22 protein-coding genes, 1 tRNA gene and 1 pseudogene are annotated in these 23,734 nt (G+C 52.1%); 15 read left to right on the forward strand and 9 right to left on the reverse strand.

The features are described from left to right. Window positions 1-2: 2 nt before the first annotated feature. Window positions 3-917, reverse strand: coding sequence for a DNA-binding transcriptional regulator YafC (yafC, locus tag FOB24_RS06405; protein ID WP_150344677.1), 915 nt, complete (start codon window positions 915-917; stop codon window positions 3-5). A gap of 104 nt (window positions 918-1,021) precedes the next feature. On the opposite strand from yafC, the gene FOB24_RS06410 reads away from it, so the two are divergent. The 3 genes from FOB24_RS06410 (at window position 1,022) to FOB24_RS06420 (ending at window position 3,978) form a co-directional block, all read left to right on the forward strand. Then, window positions 1,022-2,197 (forward strand): MFS transporter, encoded by a 1,176-nt coding sequence (locus FOB24_RS06410; RefSeq protein ID WP_038637474.1) that lies wholly within the window; start codon window positions 1,022-1,024, stop codon window positions 2,195-2,197. Window positions 2,198-2,328: 131 nt separating this feature from the next. Further along, entirely contained in the window at window positions 2,329-3,129 is an 801-nt protein-coding gene (locus FOB24_RS06415; protein ID WP_038637479.1) for an endonuclease/exonuclease/phosphatase family protein, read from the forward strand. A gap of 78 nt (window positions 3,130-3,207) precedes the next feature. Continuing rightward, entirely contained in the window at window positions 3,208-3,978 is a 771-nt protein-coding gene (locus FOB24_RS06420) for a class I SAM-dependent methyltransferase (protein ID WP_150344678.1), read from the forward strand. Window positions 3,979-4,027: 49 nt separating this feature from the next. Here FOB24_RS06420 and mltD read toward each other — a convergent pair whose 3' ends face one another. Continuing rightward, on the reverse strand, window positions 4,028-5,386 hold the full coding sequence (mltD, locus tag FOB24_RS06425; protein WP_042310500.1) for a murein transglycosylase D: 1,359 nt from the start codon (window positions 5,384-5,386) through the stop codon (window positions 4,028-4,030). 71 nt (window positions 5,387-5,457) lie between these two features. After that, a complete protein-coding gene (gene gloB / locus FOB24_RS06430) occupies window positions 5,458-6,213 on the reverse strand; it encodes a hydroxyacylglutathione hydrolase (RefSeq protein WP_069323837.1) in 756 nt (251 codons plus the stop codon). Window positions 6,214-6,246: 33 nt separating this feature from the next. On the opposite strand from gloB, the gene FOB24_RS06435 reads away from it, so the two are divergent. Beyond that, entirely contained in the window at window positions 6,247-6,969 is a 723-nt protein-coding gene (locus tag FOB24_RS06435; RefSeq protein ID WP_038637488.1) for a class I SAM-dependent methyltransferase, read from the forward strand. On the opposite strand, the pseudogene rnhA reads toward FOB24_RS06435, so the two are convergent. Beyond that, window positions 6,966-7,544, reverse strand: a pseudogene (gene rnhA, locus FOB24_RS06440) (ribonuclease HI). The gene FOB24_RS06435 and the pseudogene rnhA overlap by 4 nt on opposite strands. Between rnhA and dnaQ the strand changes: the two are divergent. Beyond that, the gene (dnaQ, locus tag FOB24_RS06445) at window positions 7,498-8,226 is read left to right on the forward strand and encodes a DNA polymerase III subunit epsilon (RefSeq protein ID WP_069324010.1); all 729 of its coding nucleotides are present in this window, start codon (window positions 7,498-7,500) and stop codon (window positions 8,224-8,226) included. The pseudogene rnhA and the gene dnaQ sit on opposite strands and share 47 nt — an antisense overlap. A gap of 133 nt (window positions 8,227-8,359) precedes the next feature. Then, window positions 8,360-8,436, forward strand: a tRNA-Asp gene (locus FOB24_RS06450). A gap of 156 nt (window positions 8,437-8,592) precedes the next feature. Here the strand turns inward: FOB24_RS06450 and FOB24_RS06455 are convergent. Together FOB24_RS06455 and FOB24_RS06460 are read right to left on the reverse strand one after the other, a co-directional pair. Beyond that, window positions 8,593-9,111: a hypothetical protein gene (locus FOB24_RS06455; RefSeq protein WP_150344679.1), complete on the reverse strand. Its 519-nt coding sequence runs from the start codon at window positions 9,109-9,111 to the stop codon at window positions 8,593-8,595. A gap of 1 nt (window position 9,112) precedes the next feature. Then, window positions 9,113-9,901: a winged helix-turn-helix domain-containing protein gene (locus FOB24_RS06460; protein WP_038637495.1), complete on the reverse strand. Its 789-nt coding sequence runs from the start codon at window positions 9,899-9,901 to the stop codon at window positions 9,113-9,115. Window positions 9,902-10,545: 644 nt separating this feature from the next. Between FOB24_RS06460 and FOB24_RS06465 the strand changes: the two genes are divergently transcribed. The 9 genes from FOB24_RS06465 to FOB24_RS06505 all read left to right on the forward strand — a co-directional run bounded on the left by FOB24_RS06465 (window position 10,546) and on the right by FOB24_RS06505 (window position 19,648). After that, window positions 10,546-11,094 (forward strand): fimbrial protein, encoded by a 549-nt coding sequence (locus tag FOB24_RS06465; protein ID WP_038637500.1) that lies wholly within the window; start codon window positions 10,546-10,548, stop codon window positions 11,092-11,094. A gap of 69 nt (window positions 11,095-11,163) precedes the next feature. Continuing rightward, window positions 11,164-11,712, forward strand: coding sequence for a fimbrial protein (locus FOB24_RS06470; protein ID WP_087856505.1), 549 nt, complete (start codon window positions 11,164-11,166; stop codon window positions 11,710-11,712). 41 nt (window positions 11,713-11,753) lie between these two features. Further along, entirely contained in the window at window positions 11,754-14,225 is a 2,472-nt protein-coding gene (locus tag FOB24_RS06475; protein ID WP_038637505.1) for a fimbria/pilus outer membrane usher protein, read from the forward strand. A 26-nt stretch (window positions 14,226-14,251) separates the two neighbouring features. Next, on the forward strand, window positions 14,252-15,028 hold the full coding sequence (locus FOB24_RS06480) for a fimbrial biogenesis chaperone (RefSeq protein ID WP_087856503.1): 777 nt from the start codon (window positions 14,252-14,254) through the stop codon (window positions 15,026-15,028). A gap of 11 nt (window positions 15,029-15,039) precedes the next feature. Beyond that, the gene (locus FOB24_RS06485; RefSeq protein ID WP_087856502.1) at window positions 15,040-15,645 is read left to right on the forward strand and encodes a fimbrial protein; all 606 of its coding nucleotides are present in this window, start codon (window positions 15,040-15,042) and stop codon (window positions 15,643-15,645) included. Then, the gene (locus FOB24_RS06490) at window positions 15,642-16,706 is read left to right on the forward strand and encodes a fimbrial protein (RefSeq protein ID WP_085047754.1); all 1,065 of its coding nucleotides are present in this window, start codon (window positions 15,642-15,644) and stop codon (window positions 16,704-16,706) included. Before FOB24_RS06485 ends, FOB24_RS06490 begins: the two co-directional genes overlap by 4 nt. A 9-nt stretch (window positions 16,707-16,715) precedes the next feature. Beyond that, complete coding sequence (locus tag FOB24_RS06495) at window positions 16,716-17,258, forward strand: fimbrial protein (protein ID WP_038637520.1); 543 nt, start codon at window positions 16,716-16,718, stop codon at window positions 17,256-17,258. 1 nt (window position 17,259) lies between these two features. Next, the gene (locus FOB24_RS06500) at window positions 17,260-18,927 is read left to right on the forward strand and encodes an O-antigen ligase family protein (protein ID WP_150344680.1); all 1,668 of its coding nucleotides are present in this window, start codon (window positions 17,260-17,262) and stop codon (window positions 18,925-18,927) included. Between the two features lies 1 nt (window position 18,928). Continuing rightward, window positions 18,929-19,648 (forward strand): EAL domain-containing protein, encoded by a 720-nt coding sequence (locus FOB24_RS06505; protein WP_038637529.1) that lies wholly within the window; start codon window positions 18,929-18,931, stop codon window positions 19,646-19,648. A 15-nt stretch (window positions 19,649-19,663) separates the two neighbouring features. On the opposite strand, the gene FOB24_RS06510 is transcribed toward FOB24_RS06505, so the two are convergent. The 3 genes from FOB24_RS06510 to fadE all read right to left on the reverse strand — a co-directional run bounded on the left by FOB24_RS06510 (window position 19,664) and on the right by fadE (window position 23,577). Beyond that, entirely contained in the window at window positions 19,664-20,074 is a 411-nt protein-coding gene (locus FOB24_RS06510; protein WP_038637532.1) for a Spy/CpxP family protein refolding chaperone, read from the reverse strand. Between the two features lie 180 nt (window positions 20,075-20,254). After that, window positions 20,255-21,022: an amidohydrolase gene (locus FOB24_RS06515; protein WP_085047752.1), complete on the reverse strand. Its 768-nt coding sequence runs from the start codon at window positions 21,020-21,022 to the stop codon at window positions 20,255-20,257. Between the two features lie 110 nt (window positions 21,023-21,132). Further along, window positions 21,133-23,577, reverse strand: a complete 2,445-nt coding sequence (fadE, locus tag FOB24_RS06520) for an acyl-CoA dehydrogenase FadE (RefSeq protein ID WP_038637538.1) — start codon at window positions 23,575-23,577, stop codon at window positions 21,133-21,135. Window positions 23,578-23,734: the final 157 nt, after the last annotated feature.

A 23,734-nucleotide genomic window follows, 5' to 3' on the forward strand; every position in this document is an offset into this window, starting at 1 on the left:
CTTTAACCCTCTTTCACAGCTCCTTCGGGAGCTGTTTTTATATGTTCACTTAAGAAGTCGATAAATGCCCGGATACGTGTACTGACGGCACGATCGCTGTAGTAAACGGCGCTGAAAGGCATTTCTACCGGCAGTCGCTTATCGGCCAGCAGTTCCACCAGTTCTCCCTGCTCGATCTCTTTGTCAATCATATAATCTGAAAGACATGCAATGCCGTTACCGTTCAGGCAAAGCTGTTTTAACGTTTCTCCGCTGTTGGAAGAAATCCCACATTCGATCTCATGGAGCTGCCCATCGCTACAGGCTATTGGCCAGGTATTGAGCGAGAGGGGTTCAGAAAACCCCAGACACAGGTGCCGTTTTAACTCTTCAACACTCTCTGGCTTGCCAAAACGGGCAATATAGTCAGGTGAAGCGATAATCTTGCGGTAGCTGATAAATAACGGACGTGCGCGCAGACTTGAATCAGTCAACGTGCCTGCGCGTATCGCAACATCCACTTTTCGTTCAATAAGATTGATGAACGTTTCTGAGGAGACAAGAGACAACGTCATCTCGGGATACCGCTCACGAAACGGTTTAATCAGCGGCATCAGGAAATGCAGCATTACCGGCGTTGCCGCATCGATACGCAGTAAGCCGCGTGGGGTATTACGTGATTCCATGATTTCCGTTTCTGCTGCAGCCATTTCTTGCAGTATCAGCTGCACGCGCCTGAAGTATCGCTCACCTTCTTCAGTCAGGCTCAGCTGTCGGGTCGTACGATTAAGCAGACTGACGCCGAGCTTCATCTCCAGCTTTTTAACTGCCCGGCTGACAGCGGAATTGGCCTGTCCAAGCTGCTCTGCCGCCCGGCTGAAGCTGCCGCTTTCCACGACAGCGACAAAAATTGCAAGTTCTTCGGAGGTTGCTTTCATTTTTGCACCTGAAGCAAAATTAAATTGATATTTTGAATGTTTTTGTCATTAAAACATCCAGGCATACTGCGTGTCATCTGATTACTGATGTTATGGAGTTATTTATGCCTCTCGCTTTATTTGCACTGACAATAAGTGCCTTCGCTATTGGCACGACTGAGTTTGTGATTGTCGGCCTGGTGCCGACCATTGCTCAACAACTGGCGATCTCGTTACCTTCCGCCGGAATGTTGGTTTCAATCTATGCGCTGGGCGTAGCTATTGGCGCGCCGGTGCTGACTGCTCTGACCGGACGCTTACCGCGTAAACAGTTACTGGTCGCGCTGATGGTCTTGTTTACGGCCGGGAATTTGCTGGCATGGCAGGCACCGGGCTATATGACATTAATCGTCGCCCGTCTGCTGACGGGGTTGGCGCACGGTGTGTTCTTCTCAATTGGCTCTACCATCGCGACAAGTCTGGTGCCGAAAGAGAAAGCGGCTTCCGCGATCGCCATTATGTTTGGCGGCTTAACGGTGGCGCTGGTTACGGGCGTGCCGCTGGGGACATTCATCGGTCAGCATTTTGGCTGGCGCGAGACTTTTCTTGCGGTATCAATGTTAGGCGTGATCGCGCTGATTAGTAGCCAACTGCTGATCCCGGCCAACATTCCCGGTCGGGCGGCCGCCAGCATTCGTGACCAGGTGAAAGTGCTGACCCATCCTCGTCTGTTGCTGATTTACGCCGTTACGGCGCTGGGCTATGGCGGTGTATTCACGGCATTCACCTTCCTGGCGCCGATGATGCAGGATCTGGCTGGATTCTCCCCGGCAGCAGTAAGCTGGATCTTGCTGGGTTATGGCGTATCTGTGGCTATCGGCAATATCTGGGGCGGCAAACTGGCAGATAAGCATGGTGCCGTTCCTGCGCTGAAATTTATTTTCGCCGCACTGTTTGTTCTGCTGATGGTCTTCCAGGTGACCGCATCCACTCAGTACGCCGCACTGGCCACTATTCTGGTGATGGGGATCTTTGCCTTTGGCAACGTACCGGGTTTGCAGGTCTACGTTGTTCAGAAAGCCGAACAATTCACGCCTAATGCGGTAGATGTGGCATCAGGACTCAACATTGCAGCGTTTAACATTGGTATTGCATTGGGTTCAGTGATTGGCGGGCAAACGGTGGAGCATTACGGTTTGGCGCAGACGCCGTGGATTGGTGCCCTCATTGTTCTGGTGGCTTTCTTACTGATGGGCGTCAGCGGTCGCCTTGATAAACCTGTACGCATTGCTCTGGGGTAAATCATTGATGTAAGCGCCCACTTACAAAACAAACTGCAATTGTTCGTTGAAAGTGAGTGCTAAAATCCCTATAACAGAAGAACCAGTCCGGCTGCGGACTGGTTGACGTTACAGAGGTTTGAAAGTCTAAAGTGCGAAAAAACACCTATGCCATGCGTTATGTTGCCGGACAGCCCGTTGAGCGAATTTTACCGCCAGGGTCGTTTGCGCATATTGGCCAGGCATTACCCGCAGGCGCTCCGTTAAGCAGTGAAGATCGCATTCGCGTGCTGGTATGGAATATTTTTAAGCAGCAGCGTGCAGAATGGCAGTCGGTGCTGAAAAATTTTGGCAAAGATGCGCATCTGGTGTTATTGCAGGAAGCGCAAACCACGCCTGAACTGGTGCAGTTTGCGACCGCTAACTATCTCGCTGCCGACCAGGTACCCGCCTTTGTGCTGCCTCAGCACCCCTCTGGCGTCATGACGCTCTCTGCCGCCCATCCTGTTTACTGCTGTCCATTGCGCGAGCGTGAGCCTATTTTACGGCTGGCGAAATCGGCATTGGTGACGGTTTACCCATTGCCTGATACGCGTTTATTGATGGTGGTGAATATCCACGCGGTAAATTTCAGCCTCGGCGTTGATGTTTATAGTAAGCAGTTACTTCCTATTGGCGATCAGATTGCCCATCACAGCGGTCCGGTGATCATGGCGGGTGATTTTAATGCCTGGAGCCGTCGACGGATGAATGCGCTGTACCGCTTTGCGCGCGAAATGTCGCTGCGCCAGGTGCGCTTTACCGACGATCAACGCCGACGCGCGTTTGGTCGCCCTCTCGATTTTGTGTTCTATCGTGGTTTGAACGTGAGTGAAGCCTCTGTGCTGGTCACCCGCGCATCCGATCACAATCCGCTACTCGTTGAATTCAGTCCCGGCAAACCTGAACAATAACGGTGTGTCAGGTCTGCCGTAGGGCAGACCTGTAGTGGTGCTGCCCTTCTTATTAAACAACAACCGAAGGACAACACAATGACAACACGCTCCCATCATGACAACGTCGAAAAACAGTTTGGCTCTCAGGCTAATGCCTATTTGACCAGTGCGGTACATGCCTCTGGCCGCGATTTGCAACGCCTGTCCGCAAGATTGTCAGCATTTCCGCAAGCCCGGTTACTGGATATGGGATGCGGAGCAGGGCATGCCAGTTTTGTGGCTGCGCAACACGTCAGGCAGGTCGTAGCTTATGATTTATCTTCACAAATGCTTGAAGTAGTGGCGGAGGCGGCAAAAGACAGGGGGCTGGAAAACCTCTCCACGCGTCAGGGTTATGCCGAAAGCTTGCCATTTGAAGATAACGCGTTTGAGGTGGTGATTAGCCGCTATTCCGCGCATCACTGGCATGATGTCGGGCGCGCGCTGCGGGAGGTGAACCGCGTCCTGAAGCCTGGCGGCGTACTGATCGTGATGGATGTGATGTCGCCGGGTCACCCTGTACGTGATATCTGGTTACAAACCGTGGAAGCGTTGCGTGATACCTCGCACGTACGCAATTATTCCAGCGGGGAGTGGCTGTCTTTAATCAATGACGCGAATCTCATTGCTGACACCTTGTTAACTGACCGCTTGCCGCTGGAGTTCAGTTCGTGGGTTGCGCGGATGCGTACGCCTGCGGCGTTGACCGAAGCGATTCGTTTATACCAGGAGAGTGCATCTGCTGACGTGAAGGCCTACTTTGCATTACAGGAAGAGGGGTCGTTTACCAGCGACACGATAATGGTAGAGGCGCATAAAGCAGGATAAATAAAAAAGGCACTGGGGGGAAACCAGTGCCTTCATTTCTACAATGTTATCAGGAGTCCGGCATACCGTTGTTTTTCACAAACAACGTTAGCTGATCGCCAGGCTGCAGGTTATCCGTGTCGCTATTCCAGCGCATCACATCTTTGATGTTAACCCCGTGACGTTTGGCAATGCTCGACAGCGAGTCGCCCTTACGCACACGATAGGTGATGCTATCGCTGTTATTAGCCAGGCGCTGCGCGCTGGTTCCAGCGCCTACCGTCAGGCTTTGGCCTACTTTCAGGGAAGAACCACGCAGATTGTTCCACTGTTTCAGGTCTTTTGTGCTCACGCCAAGACGTGAAGCAACACCAGAAAGCGTATCGCCAGAGCGAACTTTGTAGCTACGGCTGTTCAGCGGCGTGTTATCCGCGAGCAGCGTTGACTGCACGGCTGCAATTTCGCCTGAAGCCAGAGACTCACGCAGCTTTTCTGCATGCTTCTTTGGCACCATCACATATTGCGGACCGCTGGCACCCAACGTGGAGCCTTTCACGCCTGCATTGAAGGTCTTCAGCTTGCTGACGGATATACCCGCCATATCGGCAACCTGAGCCATCTCAACCGGGCTATTCAAGCGAACACGTGCCAATGCGCGGCTTTCGTCTGTTGTAGGCAGACGCACGCCATAGCGCTTGCTGTTTTTGAGAATATCGCTCAAAGCCAGCATTTTGGGCACATACAGCTTCGTTTCCTGAGGCAACGGTAACGACCAGAAGTCGGTGGATTTACCACGCGCTTTGTTCGTTTTGATCGCCTTCATCACGCGACCTTCACCGCTATTATAAGCAGCAATGGTCAGCAGCCAGTCGCCATCAAACATCTTGTTCAGACGCTGCATCATGTCGAGCGCGGCAGTGGTGGAAGCCACAATGTCGCGACGTGCATCATAATTGCGGGTCTGCTTTAAACCATAATTGCGCCCCGTGCTCGGAATGATCTGCCAAATACCTGCGGCATTGGCGCCAGACGTTGCGTGAGGATCAAAAGCGCTCTCCACTATGGGTAGTAATACCAGTTCCATTGGCATGTTACGTTTCTTAACCTGCCCGGCTATCCAGTACATATACGGCTCTGCCCGTAAAGTTACATCGTGGAGATAGCTCTTATTGCGTAAATACTTCTGTTTCTGTTCGCGAATCCGGCTGTTTTCCGGAATTCCCATCTTTAGCTCGTCACCAATGAAAGCCCACAAATCTTGATCAGCAGCGATAGATGTTCCATCGTCCATCCATCGCGCCTGACTTGTAAACTTTCCTGCTTCCCCTTGACCAGCTGCAGAAAGGCTCTGTGCGTGCTGTTGGACGTTACCAGTATTCTGGCACCCAACAAGCAGGACAGAGGCGAGTAATATCGCTTTTGCCTTCATGTGTGTGTCAATAGTTGCTTAAAAGACGACCGATCATAACGGCGAAGTTTTCAAAAGGCAACCCGGAATTGTCAGAACGTATCTTTCTTTGACCTTAACCAGGCAAAACGCTCTTCAGGTTGTTGCAATATTGTTTCTTTGTTTATTTCATTAATTAAATCAATATCTTCAGTTCGCAAAAAAATATTATTTCGCCGCTCATTTTTCAGAATTACGGGTAGTGTCATTTGTTTTTTTACGCGTAACTCATTAACTTTACGATAATATTCATTTATGAACGAATCGTGCGGGAGGATGCTTAAAGCAAACTTCATATTTGCTAATGTGTACTCATGCGCGCAGCAAATCAAAGTATCATCGGGAAGTGCGCTGATCTTTTTAAGTGATTGATACATCTGTGTTGCAGTACCTTCGAAAAGCCGACCGCAGCCACCAGAAAAGAGCGTGTCGCCACAAAACAGGTAAGGGTGACTAAAGTAACAGATATGTCCTAAAGTGTGACCCGGCGTAGCAATTACCTTAAATTCATGCCCCAATACGAGAGCAATATCGCCATCTTCGACTATGTGCGTCGTTCCCTTATCTTGCGTTTCAGCCGGTCCGTATACCACTATTTGTGGGAAGTGTTGCAGGAGTTCTTTCACGCCGCCAACGTGATCCTGATGATGGTGGGTCAGCAGAATGGCCTCTGGCACCCAGTTATGTTCTGCAATGGCTTGCAGAACTGGGGCGGCTTCTCCCGGGTCAACAATCAGACAATGTTGGTCATTATTTGACAGGACCCAGATGTAATTGTCCTGAAATGCAGGAATACTGTTAAGATTCATATCTTACCTCTCAATGCGAAACGGAAGGTTATGATGAAACCGGCAAGGATCCCTCAAACTGTCGTAGCGCCCGTGAGCTGGGATGATTTACCCTGGGGCGAATACTATCGTGAGGCGCTGGAGCATCAGCTTAACCCGTGGTTCGCAAAAATGTACGGTTTTCATCTGCTTAAAATTGGTAATTTAAGCGCAGAAATCGATTCTGAAGCGTGCGCGGTTTCTCATCAGGTAAATGTTTCTTTGCTGGGTTCTCCCATGCAGGTAACGGCCGATCCTTTACATCTGCCCTTTGCCGACAAGTCGGTGGATGTCTGTTTGTTGGCCCATACGTTACCGTGGTGCGACGATCCGCATCGGTTACTGCGCGAAGCCGATCGTGTACTGATTGATGACGGCTGGTTGATTCTGAGCGGGTTTAATCCGGTAAGCCTGATGGGACTGCGTAAACTGGTGCCGGTATTGCGCAAGACCCCGCCTTATAACAGCCGGATGTTTACCCTTATGCGTCAACTGGACTGGCTCTCTTTGCTAAATTTTGAAGTGCTGCACTATAGCCGCTTTCATGTTCTGCCCTGGAACAAGAAAGGCGGGAAAATGTTAAGCGCCCATATTCCTGCCCTGGGATGTTTGCAGCTGGTGGTCGCGCGTAAGCGAACCATCCCACTTACGCTCAACCCAATGAAACAAAATAAAAGCAAAACGCCTATCCGCCAGGCCGTTGGCGCTACCCGGCAATACCGCAAGCCGGACGCTTAAGACTCGGCCTGATACCCGATATCATCCTGAGTGGGACTCATTGCCGCGGCGCGCGCAAGCTCATCACAGCGTTCGTTTTCCGGATGGCCCGCATGGCCTTTAACCCATTCCCATTTGATTTGATGCGGACCCAGCGCGGCATCCAGACGTTTCCACAGATCGACGTTCTTTACCGGTTTTTTATCTGCCGTTTTCCAGCCGCGTTTCTTCCAGTTGTGGATCCATTGTGTAATGCCCTGGCGCACATACTGGCTGTCGGTGCTGAGTATCACTTCACACTGTTCTTTCAGGGCTTCCAGCGCAACGATTGCCGCCATCAGCTCCATGCGATTATTGGTTGTGAGGTTGTACCCTTCACTAAAGGTTTTTTCGCGCCCGCGATAGCGTAAAATTGCCCCGTAACCACCTGGCCCTGGATTTCCCAGGCAAGAACCATCGGTGAAAATTTCTACCTGTTTAAGCATCTCTGGTAGACTTCCTGTTTTAGCAAATCGAAATCAAACGATAAGTCTGACATAAATGACCGTTATGAGCACTGGAATTACACGACAGGTAGTCCTTGATACCGAAACCACCGGTATGAACCAGATTGGCGCCCACTACGAAGGCCACAAGATCATTGAGATCGGTGCGGTCGAAGTGGTGAACCGCCGCCTGACCGGTAATAACTTCCACGTTTACCTGAAGCCGGATCGGCTGGTGGATCCGGAAGCGTTTGGCGTACACGGCATCGCAGACGAATTCCTGCTCGATAAGCCTACGTTTGCCGAGGTAGCCGATGAGTTTCTCGACTACATTCGCGGCGCGGAGCTGGTCATCCATAACGCATCGTTTGATATCGGCTTTATGGATTACGAGTTTGCTAAGCTCAATCGTGATATTCCGAAAACCAACGAATTTTGCAAAATAACCGATAGCCTGGCGCTGGCAAGGAAAATGTTTCCTGGCAAGCGAAACAGCCTTGATGCGTTATGCTCGCGCTATGAAATAGACAACAGTAAACGAACCCTGCACGGCGCATTGCTCGATGCCCAGATTCTGGCCGACGTTTATCTGATGATGACCGGTGGGCAGACCACGATGGCGTTCTCGATGGAAGGTGACAGCCAGCAGCAAAATGACACGGGGATCCAGCGCATTGTTCGGCAGTCCAGTAAACTACGCGTTGTTTTCGCCACTGATGAGGAGTTAGCGGCCCATGAATCGCGCCTTGACCTGGTGCAGAAGAAGGGTGGAAGTTGTCTCTGGCGGGCGTAAATGACCCAATTACAGTGCAGAAACGACCATTCGGGTGATTTTTGCAGCAAACGATTAAAAACGTGAGAAAAAGCGTTGACGAGGCGCGAGGCAATCCGTAATATTCGCTTCGTTCCCGAGCGGAACACAACGCGGAGTGGTAGTTCAGTTGGTTAGAATACCTGCCTGTCACGCAGGGGGTCGCGGGTTCGAGTCCCGTCCATTCCGCCACTATTCAGAAAGCCTGAATCAGAAATGATTCAGGCTTTCGTCGTTTTAGTTCCACCCAAAATAACAATCCCTTCATTACACTGTATCGATACATCCGCGCTGCCGGGCGGGAAACACATCAGGTCATCCTTAACCCGACGCATATCGTAGAGGCGATTAACCCGCGAAGTGATTCATCACGCAGGCGAAGCGGGGTGAAAAGTTATCGCCAATAAGAACCGTTTCCTCATTCAGGTGCTTCAGCATATACAGCTTGTCGGCACGTTCGTAAGCGTCGAAGAAGAGATAATCGACAGCATCCGTTGCGTCATCATCTGGGGATTTTTCACGTCCATCGGGAGTGAGCATGAAAACGCCTGCGGTATGGCCGAGCGGACGGGCGTAGCGAAAGAACAGTTTTCGGTTAACCGTGAACTCACCATCATCACTTTTGAATTTCCCCTGTACTGACAATGAAAGGTGTCCGGAATTGTAGCTAGTGATCAGCATAATTCCGTTGAGTTCCTTTTTGCTATTTTGGATATCGAGTATCGACGTGAATTCCGATGAGCATGAAAAGCTGATTTCTTGTTTCTTCGCATTCCCGACGATAATGAAAAAAGCAATGGCCGCCAGCCCAAAAATGGCAATTACCACTGACCACAGTAAAGGAGAGTGATCGCTTTCCTGCTTCATATCATTCCTCATAATGACGATATTGGCTGACGCAATGGTAATAGCCGAGGTTTAGTCCGCATTCAGCGGCAAACGACCACTCAACCAGGTTATGGTTGCTCGCCCACGTATTAAGATAGAGATCTTTTGGATGCGAACAGTTTGGGTTAATCCCCACTGACTTGAATATATCCAGCGCTTTCTTTTCAGTTATGGTATCGGTAAGAGCGTTCCCTAATATATGTACCCGGCATTGCTCGTAGTCGATTGTCCGCAGAATAGCTGCGTCCGTCATGGCGATTTCATTGGGTATCCATGTTAACCATGCTGTCGCCAGCACTGCGATACCGGTGATTAACGTTGTTATCGCGACTGGCCATCGGTTTCGGTTCTTTTTGTTGAGCTTCTTTGCAACATGGGCAATTCGCGCTGGAGTTTGCGCCTCTTCCAGTTGCTGAATATTGATATTGACGTCGCCCATCCGAAATCCCATTCGCGGAATGGTGACGATGAGTTCGGCAGGGTGACCCGTTGACGTTATTGCTTTGCGCAGAAATGAAATGTGCTGGTTGAGATTGGCATCCGTCGCCCGGGCGCCATTATGTTGGAAAACATTCAGCAGAATTTCATCGCGCGAGGAAATCTCTTTACCATTTTGCAACAAATAGAGCAGTAATTGCGTTGCCACATTATTCAATGTCGCCATTTCACCTGATGTCAGGTCTTTTAGGGTATTTTTATTTGGTCTGAAAACTAAGCCATCACCAATAATTACGGATTTAATTTTGTTTATTGGTATATGAGAAATCACTGATGTCTCCTTTAAAGCAGGATATCTCGCATTCGAGTGGGGGAAGCAATAGCATAACATAATTCATTTATAAAAAATGGTTGCGCCATAGATCGCTTCATTAATACTTATATAACAATATTTTAATATTTCTTATAAGATGTCTCATTCTCCTTTCTCTCTGTCACTATCTTATTGTCATTACTCGCTTTTGATATCCACTTTCATTTTTACAAAACTTTCATAAATACATTTTGCCTGGTATCCGGACTAAATAAAAAAATAGTTGATAGATAAAAACTCTATAAAAATGCAAAATAATAGATATTAACGCTGGTACGTGCCTGGTTTTTGGCGGTTTTTTAGGTAAGCGATCGTTATGCAGGCGGTGATACAACACGATTCCCTGAGTTTGATTAATACCGTATTTTTGCATTGTGTCATTTTTCTGCCGACTTAATATAAGCCCCGAAACAGCCTGAACAGCTGTGGACGGTATTTCGTATGGAATGCCAGTGATGTTCAAAATAAGGGGCGGGTTGAGATGGATTGTTTGCAGGGATATGCGCTACCGCCACCTGCAGATCAGCATTTCCCTGACGTTAAGTGTCTGCGGAAATAGATCGTCGGAATAACTAAAAACGGATATAAGGTTAAGTAGTAATATGAAAATGAAAAACGTGGCTGTGGCCTGCGCGCTGATGGCGGGAATGACTTTGACTGCCTCTTCTGCTTTCGCTGCAAAAAATGTCGAGCCGACTAACGGTAAAATTCAATTCACCGGTTCTCTGGTTAATTCCGCATGCGGTCTGGCACCTGAATCCAGCCCGGTGCAGGTTAATTTTGGTGAGATCCCAACCTCTCAGTTAAAAGACAACCAACGCGCTGGCGTTAAGCATGCCAAAATCGTTCTTCAGGGCTGCGACACCACCGTTGCGAAAACGGCCACTGTGACCTATACCCCGGCAACGATTGATACCGACAACAACGCCCTGGCCGCATTCACCTCTGGTACTGCAAAGGGCGCGGGTATTGGTATGGTTGACAGCGGCAACCAGGACGTGGAATGGGGTAAAGCTGCCTCTCAGGTCAACATCACTGACGGCGAAACCGACATTGATTTCGTTGCTTATCTGCAGGCAAACAACGCTTCTGCAGCGGTAACGCCGGGCGATTTCGAATCTACCGTTAATTTCCAGATCGACTATCAGTAATTACCCGCAGCGGGCGTATTAATGCGCCTGCTTAACCCTTCCTGCGAATAACTGAAAGGAAATACGGTTATGCCTGGATGGCGAATTTTACTGCTTTTTGTCTTTATCTCGCCTGCATGGGTTATGGCTGGCGCCAATCGTCTAAACAGTACGCCCGGCAAAATGCGCATGCGAGGAAATATTATTGAGGCTGCCTGTTATGTTGACCCGCGCGACCGGTCGCTACTGGTTGAATTCGATGATCTCTCTGCCAGAGATATTTCCGGAAGACCAGAAAAAGTGTCCGCGCATGATTTCAGTATTCATTTGCTGGGATGTTCATTAGGGGATTCTCAACATTCCGGGAATGTGTTTCAACGCGCCAATATTACCTTTTCTGGTGCGCCTGACAGGGACAATCCTGATTATCTGAGCGTGCAGTCGGAAACTGAACATTTAGCAATAGAAATATACGACAGTAAAGGACAGCAAATTCGTCTGGGCGAACCATCACCAGATTATGTGCTTAACCCAGGGAAGAACACACTCAACTTTACGGCTTATTTGATCTCCCGTGACGGAAGAATGACATCCGGCGAATTTACTGCGGTCACGCATTTTGTTGTGAATTATCTCTGAGCTGCACTGCAATTCGGGTATTTGAAGGTTTGCGAACGAAAATGATCACGCTGAAAACAGATAAAAAACGCCTGGCGCTATTTATTACTCTGGTTTGTGCCTCTGCATGGGCTGAAGCGGATGAGGCCATTGAATTTAATACTGACGTACTGGACGCCAGTGACCGGCAGAATGTCGATTTGCAGCGTTTTTCCGAAGGCAACTTTGTGACTCCCGGAGAATATCTGCTGGATGTTCGAATTAACAGCCAGGAAATTCCTCAGCAGTCGATCCGCTATATTGTCGATCCTGCCAACCCGCATAAATCCATGGCGTGTCTGACGCAGCAACAACTCGAATTACTGGCGCTCAAAGAAGAGGCGCTCACCTATATTCATCCGATTAGCGCGACCTGCTATGACATTTCCCGTCTGCCGGGCGTAGCGTTGAATAATAGCGCAGGCGTACTGGACATTACCGTGCCGCAAGCATGGATGAAATATACCGATCCCGACTGGACGCCGCCGGAGCGCTGGGATAATGGCGTCGCCGGGCTGATTTTTGACTACAGCATCTCGGGTCAGGCCACACATTACGAGCAGGGGGGCGATCATTACCGCTCTCTTTCTGGCTACGGGCAAACAGGCTTTAACCTCGGCGCGTGGCGCTTTCGCGGGCAGTATCAGGCCAATTACGCTTCCGATGATAATCGTGGGCGTATCGACTGGGATCAGATCTATGCTTATCGCCCATTACCGATGCAGGCGGCAAAACTGACGCTTGGCGAAATCTATCTGAATTCTCAGGTTTTTGATTCGGTACGTTTCACCGGGGTTAACCTCGCCAGCGATGAGCGTATGTTGCCACCGAATTTGCAGGGTTACGCGCCTGAAGTTCATGGCATCGCGCGGAGTAACGCGAAGGTCACCGTCAGTCAGCAGGGACGTGTTATCTATCAAACCACCGTTCCTGCGGGGCCGTTTAATATTCAGGATCTGCACGGCTCGGTACGCGGCACATTGGATGTACGCGTTGAGGAGCAGGATGGCAGCGTACAAACCTTTCAGGTTAATACCGCCGATATTCCCTACCTGACGCGCCCAGGCTACGTTCGCTACAACGCCGCGGTCGGTAAGCCATCGCTTTACAACCATGACATTCAGGGCCCTGCGTTTTATACCGGCGATTTCTCATGGGGGGTCAGCAATGCGTGGTCGCTGTACGGCGGCGCGCTGCTCACTGGCGATCGTTATAACGCCTGGTCGATGGGGATCGGCCGGGATTTGAGCTGGTTGGGAGCGTTATCGGCAGATGCGACGCAATCCGTGAGTCGGGTGAAGCATCAGGCTGAACAAAAAGGCATGTCTTTTAAGCTCAGCTATGCCAAAACCTTCGATGAATACAACAGCGCCATCACCTTTGCCGGGTACCGCTTTTCACAGCGTAACTTCCGCACTTTTTCGCAGTTCCTCGACGAACAGTATGCCAATAACAACAGCGCCGGCAACGAAAAAGAGATGTACACCATCACCGGTAACAAAACCTTTTTTGCCGACGATCCGCAGTTAGCCACCACGCTGTATCTGACCTACACCCACCAGAACTACTGGGATCGTCGTTCGCAGGATCGTTACGGCTTGTCGATGGGACACAGCTTTTCGTTGGCGGGCATCCAGGGGATTAGCGCCAACCTTGCGGCTTACCGCTCTGAGTATCAGGGCAAACGGGACGACAGTCTTTCGCTTTCAATTTCGATTCCCTGGAGCGATGGCCGATCCATGGATTATGAATTGCAGAACAGCGGCAACCAGACCAGCCAGATGGTTTCGTATTCCGATAACCGCGACCGTAACAATCCATGGCGTTTGCGCGCAGGGGTTTCCGGTGAAGGGCACACGGCATTTGATGGCTATTACAAGCACCGCAGCATGATGGCGGAGCTGGAATCTAACGTCAGTTGGCAGCAATCACGTTATTTCTCCGTAGGCGGCACGATGCGCGGCGGTTTTACCGCGACGCGTCACGGTGCGGCGTTGCACAACAGCCAGGCGTCAATGAATACCGCCAGAGTGATGGTGGATACCGACGGTGTGGCGAATGTACCGCTGAACGGCGAACAGGCGCACTCAAACCGCTTCGGTATTGCCGTGGTACCGGACGTCGTCAGCTATCACAGCTTTGATACCCGTATCGATGTGGACGCAATGGACGAGGATATTTCCGCGACCAAAGCCATTGTCACCAACACCCTGACGGAAGGGGCGATTGGCTACCAGCGCTTTGCCGTGGCGCAGGGGCAAAAAATGATGGCGCTGCTGCGCCTGAAGGAGGGGTCGGTCCCGCCGTTTGGCGCCGAAGTGTTTAACGCCAACGGCGTCAGCGTCGCCATGGTGATGGAAAACGGCATGGCCTGGATTGCCGGTGTGAATCCAGCCGAGCGTCTTTCCGTGGCCTGGGGCGGCCGAGCGCAGTGTCACTTACAGGTGCCACAACAACTCAACCCGGAAGGTAACGTGCTGTTGCCTTGTGAATAATTTCAATAACCAGAATGAATTTTGTCATGAAAAATCAAGCTTTTTACTCCGTGCAGCGTTGGCTCAAACCCGTGGCTTGTGGCCTGCTTTTTATTGCAGAGATCAACGCTTCCTGGGCGGGCATTGCGCTCGACCGTACCCGGATGATCATCACCGGCGATGCGCGCTCTGTCAGTGCGAACTTAACCAATACCAGCCCGAGCATTCCGTTTTTGGCCCAGTCGTGGGTGGAAGATGCCAACGGAACAAAAGTTACCTCGCCGCTGATGGTCTTACCGCCGCTGCAGCGAATTAACGGTGGGCAAAAAGGCATTGCCCGCGTGACGAAAACCAGCGGGATTAATACGCTGCCTCAGGATCGAGAAAGTCTGTTCTACCTGAATGTGCGTGAGATTCCACCTAAGCCTGATAAGCCGAACGTGCTGCAACTGGCGATGCAGTCGCGCATCAAATTGTTCTACCGGCCGACCGCCATCGTGCCGGAAACGCCGGGCGCGGTGTGGCAAAACCAACTGGTCTTTCACAAGCAGGGTCTACGCTGGACCGTGGATAACCCAACGCCATACTTCGTCACCTTAATCGGTTTAAGCCGTAAGCCGGAAGCGCAGGGCGGCGGCAGGCTGACTGACTTCCCCGGGGTTATGGTTTCACCAAAATCCTCGCTTGATTTCAGCGTTACCGACGGCAGCGTCAGCCAGTTCAGCATGATGTATGTGAACGATTTTGGCGGTCACCCTGAATTGAAATTCAGCTGCACAGGCAATGTGTGTAAAGCATTGCCGATGGAGCAACAGCCCCGGTAAAGGACTCGTAAATGAAAAAGATGCTTTGCGCTCTGCTGATGGCTGGTATGGCCTGCCCGGTTCAGGCCACTAGCGGCCGCCAGGATATGAGCAACGTTTCTGGCGAGTATGGCAACGTCCGCTTTCACGGTCGGGTATTCGTTTCGCCGTGCGTGCTGGATATGGCTTCACGCGATCAGACCATCGATCTGGGTGATATTTCCGCCAGCCGCTTTCGCCAGAGCGGCGATCGCAGCGATCCGGTATTAGTGACGCTGAACCTGAATGGCTGCTTAAAAGGCTCTGGCCATACCTTAAGGGATTTTCCCGGACAGACCAGCGAAATGCCGGAGCTGGCGCATAGCACGGTGGAACGTGGCGTTTCGATGACGCTGATGGCCGAGGGTGCGCCGGAAAACAGCGATCTGGGGCGTATTCGCGGCGATGTGCGTGGTGCGGGCATTCGGCTACTGACCGAACGCAACCAGTTGATTCACCTGAATCAACCGCAACGCATGTGGATCCTCAAACCGGGCGATAACGCGATTCACTTTCTTGCCGCGCTGGAATCTTTTGGCCCGGAGGTGACCGCTGGCGAATTTAACGGTCTGGTCAGACTTAAGCTGGAGTATCTATGAGCGTATTGCACAAAGCGCTGCTGTGGGTCGCCCTGGCTGGCTGTCCGCTGGCCGGGCAGGCATTTACTCAGGGGGAAGGTGAGCCGGAGGGCGGGTCGCCGCATCAGTACGATATTGAACTGAGCTCGCTGGATGTCAGCAAAAACCATGTAGGCGGCAGAACGGAGCCTTTTACCTGGAATCTGGGCAGTTGGTATGTGGTGAATTTTTATTGCGAACAGGCCGATATCTCTCGGGAGCCAATTTATTACACCACCACGACCACCATGCCGCCTTCAAATCAGGGGGCGAACCGTTTTCGGTTAAACGAGTATCTGGATGTGGAAGTTCAGGTGTGGGTTGCCGGACGTTATAACAAATACGTCCAGGCGCCGTTTACCAACGTTTCAAATCGCAACAGTAACAACAGCTGTAAAAAGCGTAAGGGCTACACGCGCGCCACGAACGTTGAAAGTGGTTCAAAAGGGAAAGTGACGTTTATTGTCACTAAACCCATTATCAATGGCATCAATATCACTTCTCAGTCGCTGGTGGAGGTTGCCGGGCGCATGGGCGGTGCGGGACCTACGCCAACCACGGCGATTTCACGCGTGGTCATTAAATCCGGGCTCATTACCGTGCCGGATAAATGCACCTTCAATCGGGGAGACAAAATCAGCATTGAGTTTGGCGATCTGCCCGGATCCGCTGCAAAGCTCAACGGCACCAATTACAGCAAGTCGATCCCGATACATGTGGTCTGTGAAGGCGGCAGCTTCGATCAGGGCGCGCTGAACATCAATTTAGGTGTACAAACCACCACGGCGTCAGGTACGGCTGGGTTTAACGATCATCTTCTCGGTACGTTGAGTGGCGGACAGAAGCGCGACGATCTCGGCATTATGATTAAAGACGAGAGCGGCGGCACCGTAGTGCCCAATCAGTTCTACAACGTGAAGGGTTTTTACCAGAATCAGGGCGACTGGAATCTCACTGCCGCACCGGTGGCAAAGCCGGGCGTGGGGAGCGTTAAGGAAGGCGAGTTTGAAGCCTCTGCCACCGTTGTCGCGCAGTTTCAGTAGGGTAATACCATGACTTTCAGAACGTTAATCGCGGTGAGTACGCTGCTGTTTGGCGCAACAGTTCAGGCTGACACCAAACTGGTCGGCGGCGATATGTATTTTCACGGCACCATCAGAGCGCTGGCCTGCAGCCTGGCGCCCGGCGGCGACAAAATCGAGGTCGATTTCGGGCAAATCGCGACGCAGGATCTCTATCTCTCGGGGCGCAGTAAGCCGGAAAAATTCAGCATCCAGCTACGCGACTGCAACCCGGAGGTCTTCCGTGGGATCTCGGTCACCTTCAGCGGCAAGGAAGATGCGGAGCTTACCGATCATCTGGCGCTGGATAGCAGCGAGCAGGGCGGGGCGTCGGGGATCGGGATTGGGATGAGCGAAGACGATGGCACGGCAATCCGGCTTGATGAAAGTACATCAGTTACAGAGATTACTGAAGGATCGATGACGCTGAATTTTTTGGCGTGGGTCGCGGCAGAGCCGTCGGCGATAAAAAACCAGTCCCTTGAATACGGTCCGTTCAGCGCCAGCGGGACCTGGACGTTGAATTACCAGTAGCATGATGAACGCATTGAATCGTATTGCGCCGCTGCCTGGTCAGAAATTATTGCTGATTGTCAGCCTGTTTTTCTGGTGCGGGATCATGCACTTCTACTGGCTGAATAACGGCGGCAGCGGTCTGTCGTTGCCGCTTAATATTACCAGTTGGATCTACGCTGCGGTATTGGCTGCAAGCGTAACGATGCTACTGCCTCGCCGACGCTGGCGCATCACTGTACCTGCCATGGGATTTACGTTGGGCGCGATCATCCTGACGCTGCTTTGTCTGCTGACGCCGGGCGTCTGGCGGTCCGAGGCGCTGTTGGTGATGGGGGCGCTACTGGGTGGAGTGCTTGTCTATCTGGTGACATTGCAAATTCCACTTACGGTAAACGTTCGCACGGCATTGCTGGCCCTGTTATGGGGGGCATGCGTCATCGAATGCGTGGCGTTTGTCTATCAGTACTGGCATTGGCCGGGCGTTGATTACTGGGAGTTTGCCTGGCGGCGTGGCACGCGGCCCTACGGTATTTTTCAGCAGGTCAATCTGCTGGCCAGTTTCACGGCGTGCGGCGTGTTGCTGTCAGCGCTGCTCTTTTTACGCCTGGGCGGCAGATACCGAATTGTTATCGGAATTGCTCTGGTGATGATGGGATTTGTGCTGCATGAATCCCAGTCGCAAACCGGCTTTTTGTCTCTGGCGGTCGGCGAAGTGTTGCTGCTGGCGGTGTTCCCTGCACAACGCCGCACGTTGTTGCTACTTCTGTTGCCACTGGCGTTAGGTATGGCGGCAGGCGCGGCCGCTCGCCATTTTTTGTCCGTTGCCACGGTAGATCATTTAACGACTTCTCATGTGCGCTGGACGGTGCTGAAAACGTCACTGGCATTATTTGCTGAACGGCCGTGGATGGGATGGGGCGTGGGCAGTTTCGCTGCTGTTTTTCTCGAACGAGCGGGGCCATTGGGGCTGAGCAGCATCTCGCATCCACATAATGAACTGGTGCTGTGGTTGGTGGAGGGCGGTCTGGTTGGGCTGGCGGGCGCGCTGTGTTTTATTGCGGGTGGGTTATGGCTCTGGCTGCACGGAAATCGCTGGCGTCGTGCCTGCCTGGTGGCGGCGTTGCCGGTGGTTATCCATATGTTGACGGAATACCCGGTCAGGCAGTCAACGCCACACTGGTTATTGCTGATCCTGCTGCTTCGTTGCGCAGATGGCGCGCTAAAAGGGACAAGTCTGACGCGCCCGGCGACGTCGTTGATTCGTGGGCTGGCATTTATCTCGTTTCTGACAGCCACTCCCTTGTTGCTTCTCACGCTACAGACGCAACAGCAACTGACGCTGGCGGAACGGCAGTCAACACAGTGGCAACTTGCCGAATCGCTCCCGGTGGGCGGCTGGTTGCTTGCCACACGCTACCGGTTTGATCTCCAGATGGGATACCTGCAACGGTATCAACGTACCCGGGATGCTCGCTGGCTGGAGTTGGTTCGCCGCTGGGCGCCTGACTATGTGCGTGTTCACCCGGACCCGAATATCTCCTTCACGCAAATCTTGCTGGCGTTACAGCAGCGCGACCTGAACCAGGCGCACCGTCTGGCGACGCGCTTTTACCTGATCTACCCGAACGATCGCCGTATCTCCTGGTTACAGGATGCACGACGTCCTTTTAATCAAAAAATGGAATGATATGAACAGACTCAGCGAACAGGCTCAATATGTACCAGAGCTTCCCCGTAATGCCGAACTGCTGCGGATCTCCGGGATCCGTTTGCAGCGCATTCATTTTTTTGATGATGCATCACTGGATGTCCGTGAGGTGTTAAGCCAGGTGCGCACGCCGCTCCCGCTGGATCTTTTTTTCAAGCATCTTTCTGTCAGCGCGAAACAGCAGCTGTTTATGTGGCAAATGCAGCGGGTGCTCGTACTTCCAGGAAGCTATTCGCTGAATTTATCCGTCAGGATGCTGACCTGTCTGTCGTGGATCTCGCGACTCACCAGGCAGGCGCATCAGGGGCGGATTGTTATTGAAATTCAGGATCCCGCGACCATGATGCGTCTGGAAAAGGCAGAGCAGCAGGCGGTATGCATCGCCATAAAAACCCTGGTGCGTCATGGGTTTCGTGTGTGGCTGGATGACGTTTCGCCTGAGCTGTTTTTTGTCTGGCGACTGTCTGGCATCCGTTTTGATGCCATTAAAATTGAAAGCGGGATGTTTCATCAGTTCAGATCATCGGAGTGGCAGTTGCGGGTACTGGTCAATCAATTTCGCGGGCTGGGAGAGCGGGTGGTGATCGAGGGAGTAGAAAGCGCGCAGGATTACGCCATCTGCCGTATGAGCGGCGCAGATGCTGTACAGGGCTTCTTTTTTGAGCAGGAGATTGTGCCGAAAAGCCTGAATCATTGCTGATTCAGGCCCTGGGGATTACTCGCTCAGCGTCTGCGCGATATCTTTCTGTACCTGCTGGCGCTGTTCCGGAGTCAGCACTTTGTTCAGGTCAAAGTAGTATTTCACGCGATAATAACGCGCTTGTTGTTCGATATTGCTGAACGCGGAAAGTTGCTTCTTGACGGCGGTTTCATCCCATTTCCCGGACTTGATAACGTCAATCAATGCGCCGTCTTTGACATCTTTCACTGAAATCTGGCTAACGTTGGTTTCAAGCTGCTGGTGCAGTTTTTTGATCTGAGCAACCTGGTCGGTGGTCAGCTTAAGGTGCTGGACTACCGGGTCCTGAGCTGGGGCGGGAACGTTGGATACATTTGCTGCAAACGTGCTAAAAGAAGCGCCAGCTACGGTTGCAGCCAGCAAAGTCATGCGAACGAAGTTCTTCATTATTGAAATCCTGATAAAGGAATTATTAACATTGTCAGACACTCGCCGGTTACGAGTGATTATCCCTTGCAGAATACGTTGCCTGAAGCATGTCGCCACGCGAATTTGTTTTGCGGTTGGTTACGGAGTGCAACAATCCCGCTATGCAAAAATGTTGCGCAGCGGGAGGAGAGGCGATATCTACAGCGCAAACGGGTCGGCGTCCTGCCAGGCGGGAAACTTTTCGCGATACTCACGCAGCGCCGAGAGCGACAGGTCAGCGTCAATGCGCGTGGCCTGATGCGGCTCGGCGGTGGCAATAATCTCACCCTGTGGATTTATCACCCGGCTGTCACCGCGATAATGATGACCGTTACCGTCAGTTCCTACACGGTTACATCCTGCTACATACGCCTGATTCTCAATCGCCCGTGCAGTGAGCAGAACCTGCCAGTGCAGCGAACGCGGCGCGGGCCAGTTAGCCACATACAAAGCGAGGTCGTAATCGTTACGGTTGCGCGACCACACCGGAAAACGCAGGTCATAACAGATTAACGGCAGAATGCGCCAGCCGCGCCATGCAAAAATAACGCGCGCGTCTCCCGCCTGGTAATGCTGATGTTCATCCGCCATGCGGAACAGATGACGTTTGTCATAGAAATGCACATTACCTTCAGGCTCGACCAGAAAAAAGCGGTTAACCGCACCGCGTTCGGAGTGAATCGCGGCACTGCCCGCGATCAGGGCGTTCGTCTGTTGCGCTTTGGCGCGCATCCAGCTTACGACCTCTTCCTGCGGCAGCGATTTGTTTGCTGCTTCCATCGCAAATCCGCTGGTAAACATCTCGGGCAACACAATCACATCACGTCCGGTGACGGTTTCCAGTTGTCGGTCGAAATGGCGCAGGTTGGCCGGGCCATCCATCCAAATCAACGGTTGTTGCAGCAGAGTAATTTTCAAACCAGGCACGATCGAGGCTCCTCGTTGAACAACATTTTGACACTGTAGCATGAGCTTTAACGAAAATGTGGCAATAAAAAGCCCCGCATTAAGCGGGGCTAAATGTTATGCGTGTGTCGTTATGCCGCTTCGACTTTACGCACTTTCTCTGGCAGCTTTACCGGCTGCGTCGCCAGCTCCTCGGGTTCGAAGTCATCCACGTTAATGCTGCGCAGACGGCTCGCTTCGGCTTTCACCAAAATCGCGGCTTCGTCTTTATCAATCAACCCTTTGGCCAGCGCGTTATGCGCCAGTTCGTCCAGGCGGGTAAACGGCAGGTTTTTACCCAACTCTTTGCAGATCCGCTGGTGGATAGGGTCGGCTGCAATCACGTCCAGCAGAGCCTCTTCCAGCAAACCGACCGGGTTATGCTCGCTTGGCGTCAGGTATTGACCGCGACCAAGGCGAGAACGGGTGGCGCTCGGAACCTGCAAAATCTTCGCGACCTTATGATCCAGCTTGTCGGACGGTGCATGATAGTGGCGACCGGTTGGGAAGATAACCACACTCAGCAAACCGGCAACCAAACGGTTCGGGAAGTTTTTCAGCAGATCGTCCATCGCCTGTTCGGCTTTGTACAACGCATCCTGGACGCCCCAGTGAACCAACGGCAGGTCGGCTTCATTACGGCCTTCATCGTCATAACGCTTCAGCACCGCGGAGGCCAGGTACAGCTGACTTAACACATCCCCCAGTCGCGCCGAGATACGCTCACGACGCTTCAGGCTACCACCCAGAACGGCCATGGACACATCCGAAAGCAGTGCCAGGTTGGCGCTCAGACGGTTCAGGTGCTGATAGTAACGTTTGGTCGCATCGGCGGTTGGCGTGCTGCTGGTTAAGCCACGCGTCAGGCCCAGCCAGAAACTGCGTACTTTATTGCTGCCAACGTGACCGATATGTTTGAACAGCAACTTATCGAACGCATTCACATCGTTATTCTGCGCTGCAGCCATCTCTTCCAGCACATACGGATGGCAACGAATCGCACCCTGACCGAAGATCATCATGCTACGGGTCAGAATGTTAGCGCCTTCAACGGTAATGGCGATAGGCGCCCCCTGATAAGCACGGGCGAGGAAGTTGCTTTCGCCAAGCATGATGCCTTTACCGCCAGTAATATCCATGGCATCGATGATTGATTGCTGTCCACGGTGAGTACAGTGATACTTCACGATAGCCGACAGTACCGCCGGTTTTTCACCCAGCATAATGCCGTAGGTAATCAGCGACGCCGCAGCATCCATTACGTAGGCGTTACCGGCAATACGCGCCAACGGCTCTTCAATACCTTCCATCTTGCCGATAGAGATTTTGAACTGGCGACGAATATGCGCATACGCGCCGGTTGCCATTGCGACCGACTTCACGCCGCCCGTGGAGTTAGACGGCAGGGTAATACCGCGCCCCACAGACAAACATTCCACCAGCATACGCCAGCCCTGACCGGCCATTTTTGGGCCACCGATAATGTAATCAATCGGCACGAAGACATCTTTGCCCAGCGTCGGACCGTTCTGGAATGGCACGTTAAGCGGGAAGTGGCGACGGCCAATCTGTACGCCCGGCGTTGAGGTTGGGATCAGCGCACAGGTAATGCCGAGATCTTCTTCCCCACCCAGCAGTTTTTCCGGGTCGGAGAGTTTAAATGCCAGACCCAGTACGGTAGCGATAGGCGCCAACGTGATATAACGTTTGTTCCAGGTCAGGCGCATCCCCAGCACCTGCTGGCCCTGCCAGTCGCCCATACAAACCACGCCGGTATCGGGGATCGCGCCTGCGTCGGAGCCTGCTTCCGGGCTGGTCAGAGCGAAACATGGGATCTCCTGACCGCGTGCCAGACGCGGCAGGTAATGATTCTTCTGCTCTTCGGTGCCGTAATGCTGCAGCAGTTCGCCTGGGCCTAATGAGTTAGGTACGCCGACGGTGATCGCGAGGATCCCGGAGACGCCGGAGAGTTTCTGCAATACGCGAGCCTGAGCATACGCGGAGAATTCCAGCCCGCCGTACTCTTTCTTAATGATCATCGCAAAGAAGCGGTGTTCTTTCAGATACGCCCACAGTTCCGGCGGCAGGTCCGCGAGTTCGTGGGTGATCTGGAAGTCATTCGCCATGCGGCATGCTTCTTCCACCGGACCATCAATAAACGCTTGTTCTTCAGCTGTCAGATGCGGCTGAGGATAGTTATGCAGTTTTTTCCAGTCTGGTTTCCCCTGGAACAGGTCGCCTTCCCACCAGGTTGTACCGGCATCAATCGCCTCTTTCTCTGTACGCGACATGGGCGGCATGACTTTACGGAAACCGCGGAACACCGGCGCAGAGATCATGGATTTGCGCATCGGCGTCAAGTTAAACGGTACGAGAATAATGGCCAGAGGAACCAGCAGCCAGACTGACCACAGACCAGCCACGCCAAGCGCAGCCGTCCAGGCGAGCAAAATTAAGCTGCTGAGGAATAAGCTCACGCGGTGATAGAACAATACGCCGAGCAGAACAACCGTAGCGATAATACTCAAAATCATCATAACGAAAAGCTCCCTTGCTTGTAGGAGGTCTGACCACTTGTGATGATATGGTTGTAGTGGATGTAAATTCTTTTAGCAATGTGTTTACAAAATAATTACAACAAAGCTCACATTGTTGGTGTTTTAACCGGCACAAAAAATCAAAAGCCGCGGCCAT

Origin of the sequence: Citrobacter werkmanii (assembly GCF_008693645.1) — a bacterium.
Lineage (GTDB): Bacteria > Pseudomonadota > Gammaproteobacteria > Enterobacterales > Enterobacteriaceae > Citrobacter > Citrobacter werkmanii.

What these genes read in the sequence shown, in the direction of transcription:
- gloB (WP_069323837.1), bottom strand. Translation starts at nt 6,213, where the DNA reads ATGAATCTTAACAGTATTCCTGCATTTCAGGACAATTACATCTGGGTC.
- FOB24_RS06510 (WP_038637532.1), bottom strand. Translation starts at nt 20,074, where the DNA reads ATGAAGAACTTCGTTCGCATGACTTTGCTGGCTGCAACCGTAGCTGGC.
- FOB24_RS06410 (WP_038637474.1), top strand. Translation starts at nt 1,022, where the DNA reads ATGCCTCTCGCTTTATTTGCACTGACAATAAGTGCCTTCGCTATTGGC.
- FOB24_RS06475 (WP_038637505.1), top strand. Translation starts at nt 11,754, where the DNA reads ATGATCACGCTGAAAACAGATAAAAAACGCCTGGCGCTATTTATTACT.
- FOB24_RS06490 (WP_085047754.1), top strand. Translation starts at nt 15,642, where the DNA reads ATGAGCGTATTGCACAAAGCGCTGCTGTGGGTCGCCCTGGCTGGCTGT.
- FOB24_RS06435 (WP_038637488.1), top strand. Translation starts at nt 6,247, where the DNA reads ATGAAACCGGCAAGGATCCCTCAAACTGTCGTAGCGCCCGTGAGCTGG.
- FOB24_RS06455 (WP_150344679.1), bottom strand. Translation starts at nt 9,111, where the DNA reads ATGAAGCAGGAAAGCGATCACTCTCCTTTACTGTGGTCAGTGGTAATT.
- fadE (WP_038637538.1), bottom strand. Translation starts at nt 23,577, where the DNA reads ATGATGATTTTGAGTATTATCGCTACGGTTGTTCTGCTCGGCGTATTG.
- FOB24_RS06505 (WP_038637529.1), top strand. Translation starts at nt 18,929, where the DNA reads ATGAACAGACTCAGCGAACAGGCTCAATATGTACCAGAGCTTCCCCGT.
- dnaQ (WP_069324010.1), top strand. Translation starts at nt 7,498, where the DNA reads ATGAGCACTGGAATTACACGACAGGTAGTCCTTGATACCGAAACCACC.
- mltD (WP_042310500.1), bottom strand. Translation starts at nt 5,386, where the DNA reads ATGAAGGCAAAAGCGATATTACTCGCCTCTGTCCTGCTTGTTGGGTGC.
- FOB24_RS06480 (WP_087856503.1), top strand. Translation starts at nt 14,252, where the DNA reads ATGAAAAATCAAGCTTTTTACTCCGTGCAGCGTTGGCTCAAACCCGTG.
- FOB24_RS06500 (WP_150344680.1), top strand. Translation starts at nt 17,260, where the DNA reads ATGATGAACGCATTGAATCGTATTGCGCCGCTGCCTGGTCAGAAATTA.
- FOB24_RS06495 (WP_038637520.1), top strand. Translation starts at nt 16,716, where the DNA reads ATGACTTTCAGAACGTTAATCGCGGTGAGTACGCTGCTGTTTGGCGCA.
- FOB24_RS06470 (WP_087856505.1), top strand. Translation starts at nt 11,164, where the DNA reads ATGCCTGGATGGCGAATTTTACTGCTTTTTGTCTTTATCTCGCCTGCA.
- FOB24_RS06465 (WP_038637500.1), top strand. Translation starts at nt 10,546, where the DNA reads ATGAAAATGAAAAACGTGGCTGTGGCCTGCGCGCTGATGGCGGGAATG.
- yafC (WP_150344677.1), bottom strand. Translation starts at nt 917, where the DNA reads ATGAAAGCAACCTCCGAAGAACTTGCAATTTTTGTCGCTGTCGTGGAA.
- FOB24_RS06485 (WP_087856502.1), top strand. Translation starts at nt 15,040, where the DNA reads ATGAAAAAGATGCTTTGCGCTCTGCTGATGGCTGGTATGGCCTGCCCG.
- FOB24_RS06420 (WP_150344678.1), top strand. Translation starts at nt 3,208, where the DNA reads ATGACAACACGCTCCCATCATGACAACGTCGAAAAACAGTTTGGCTCT.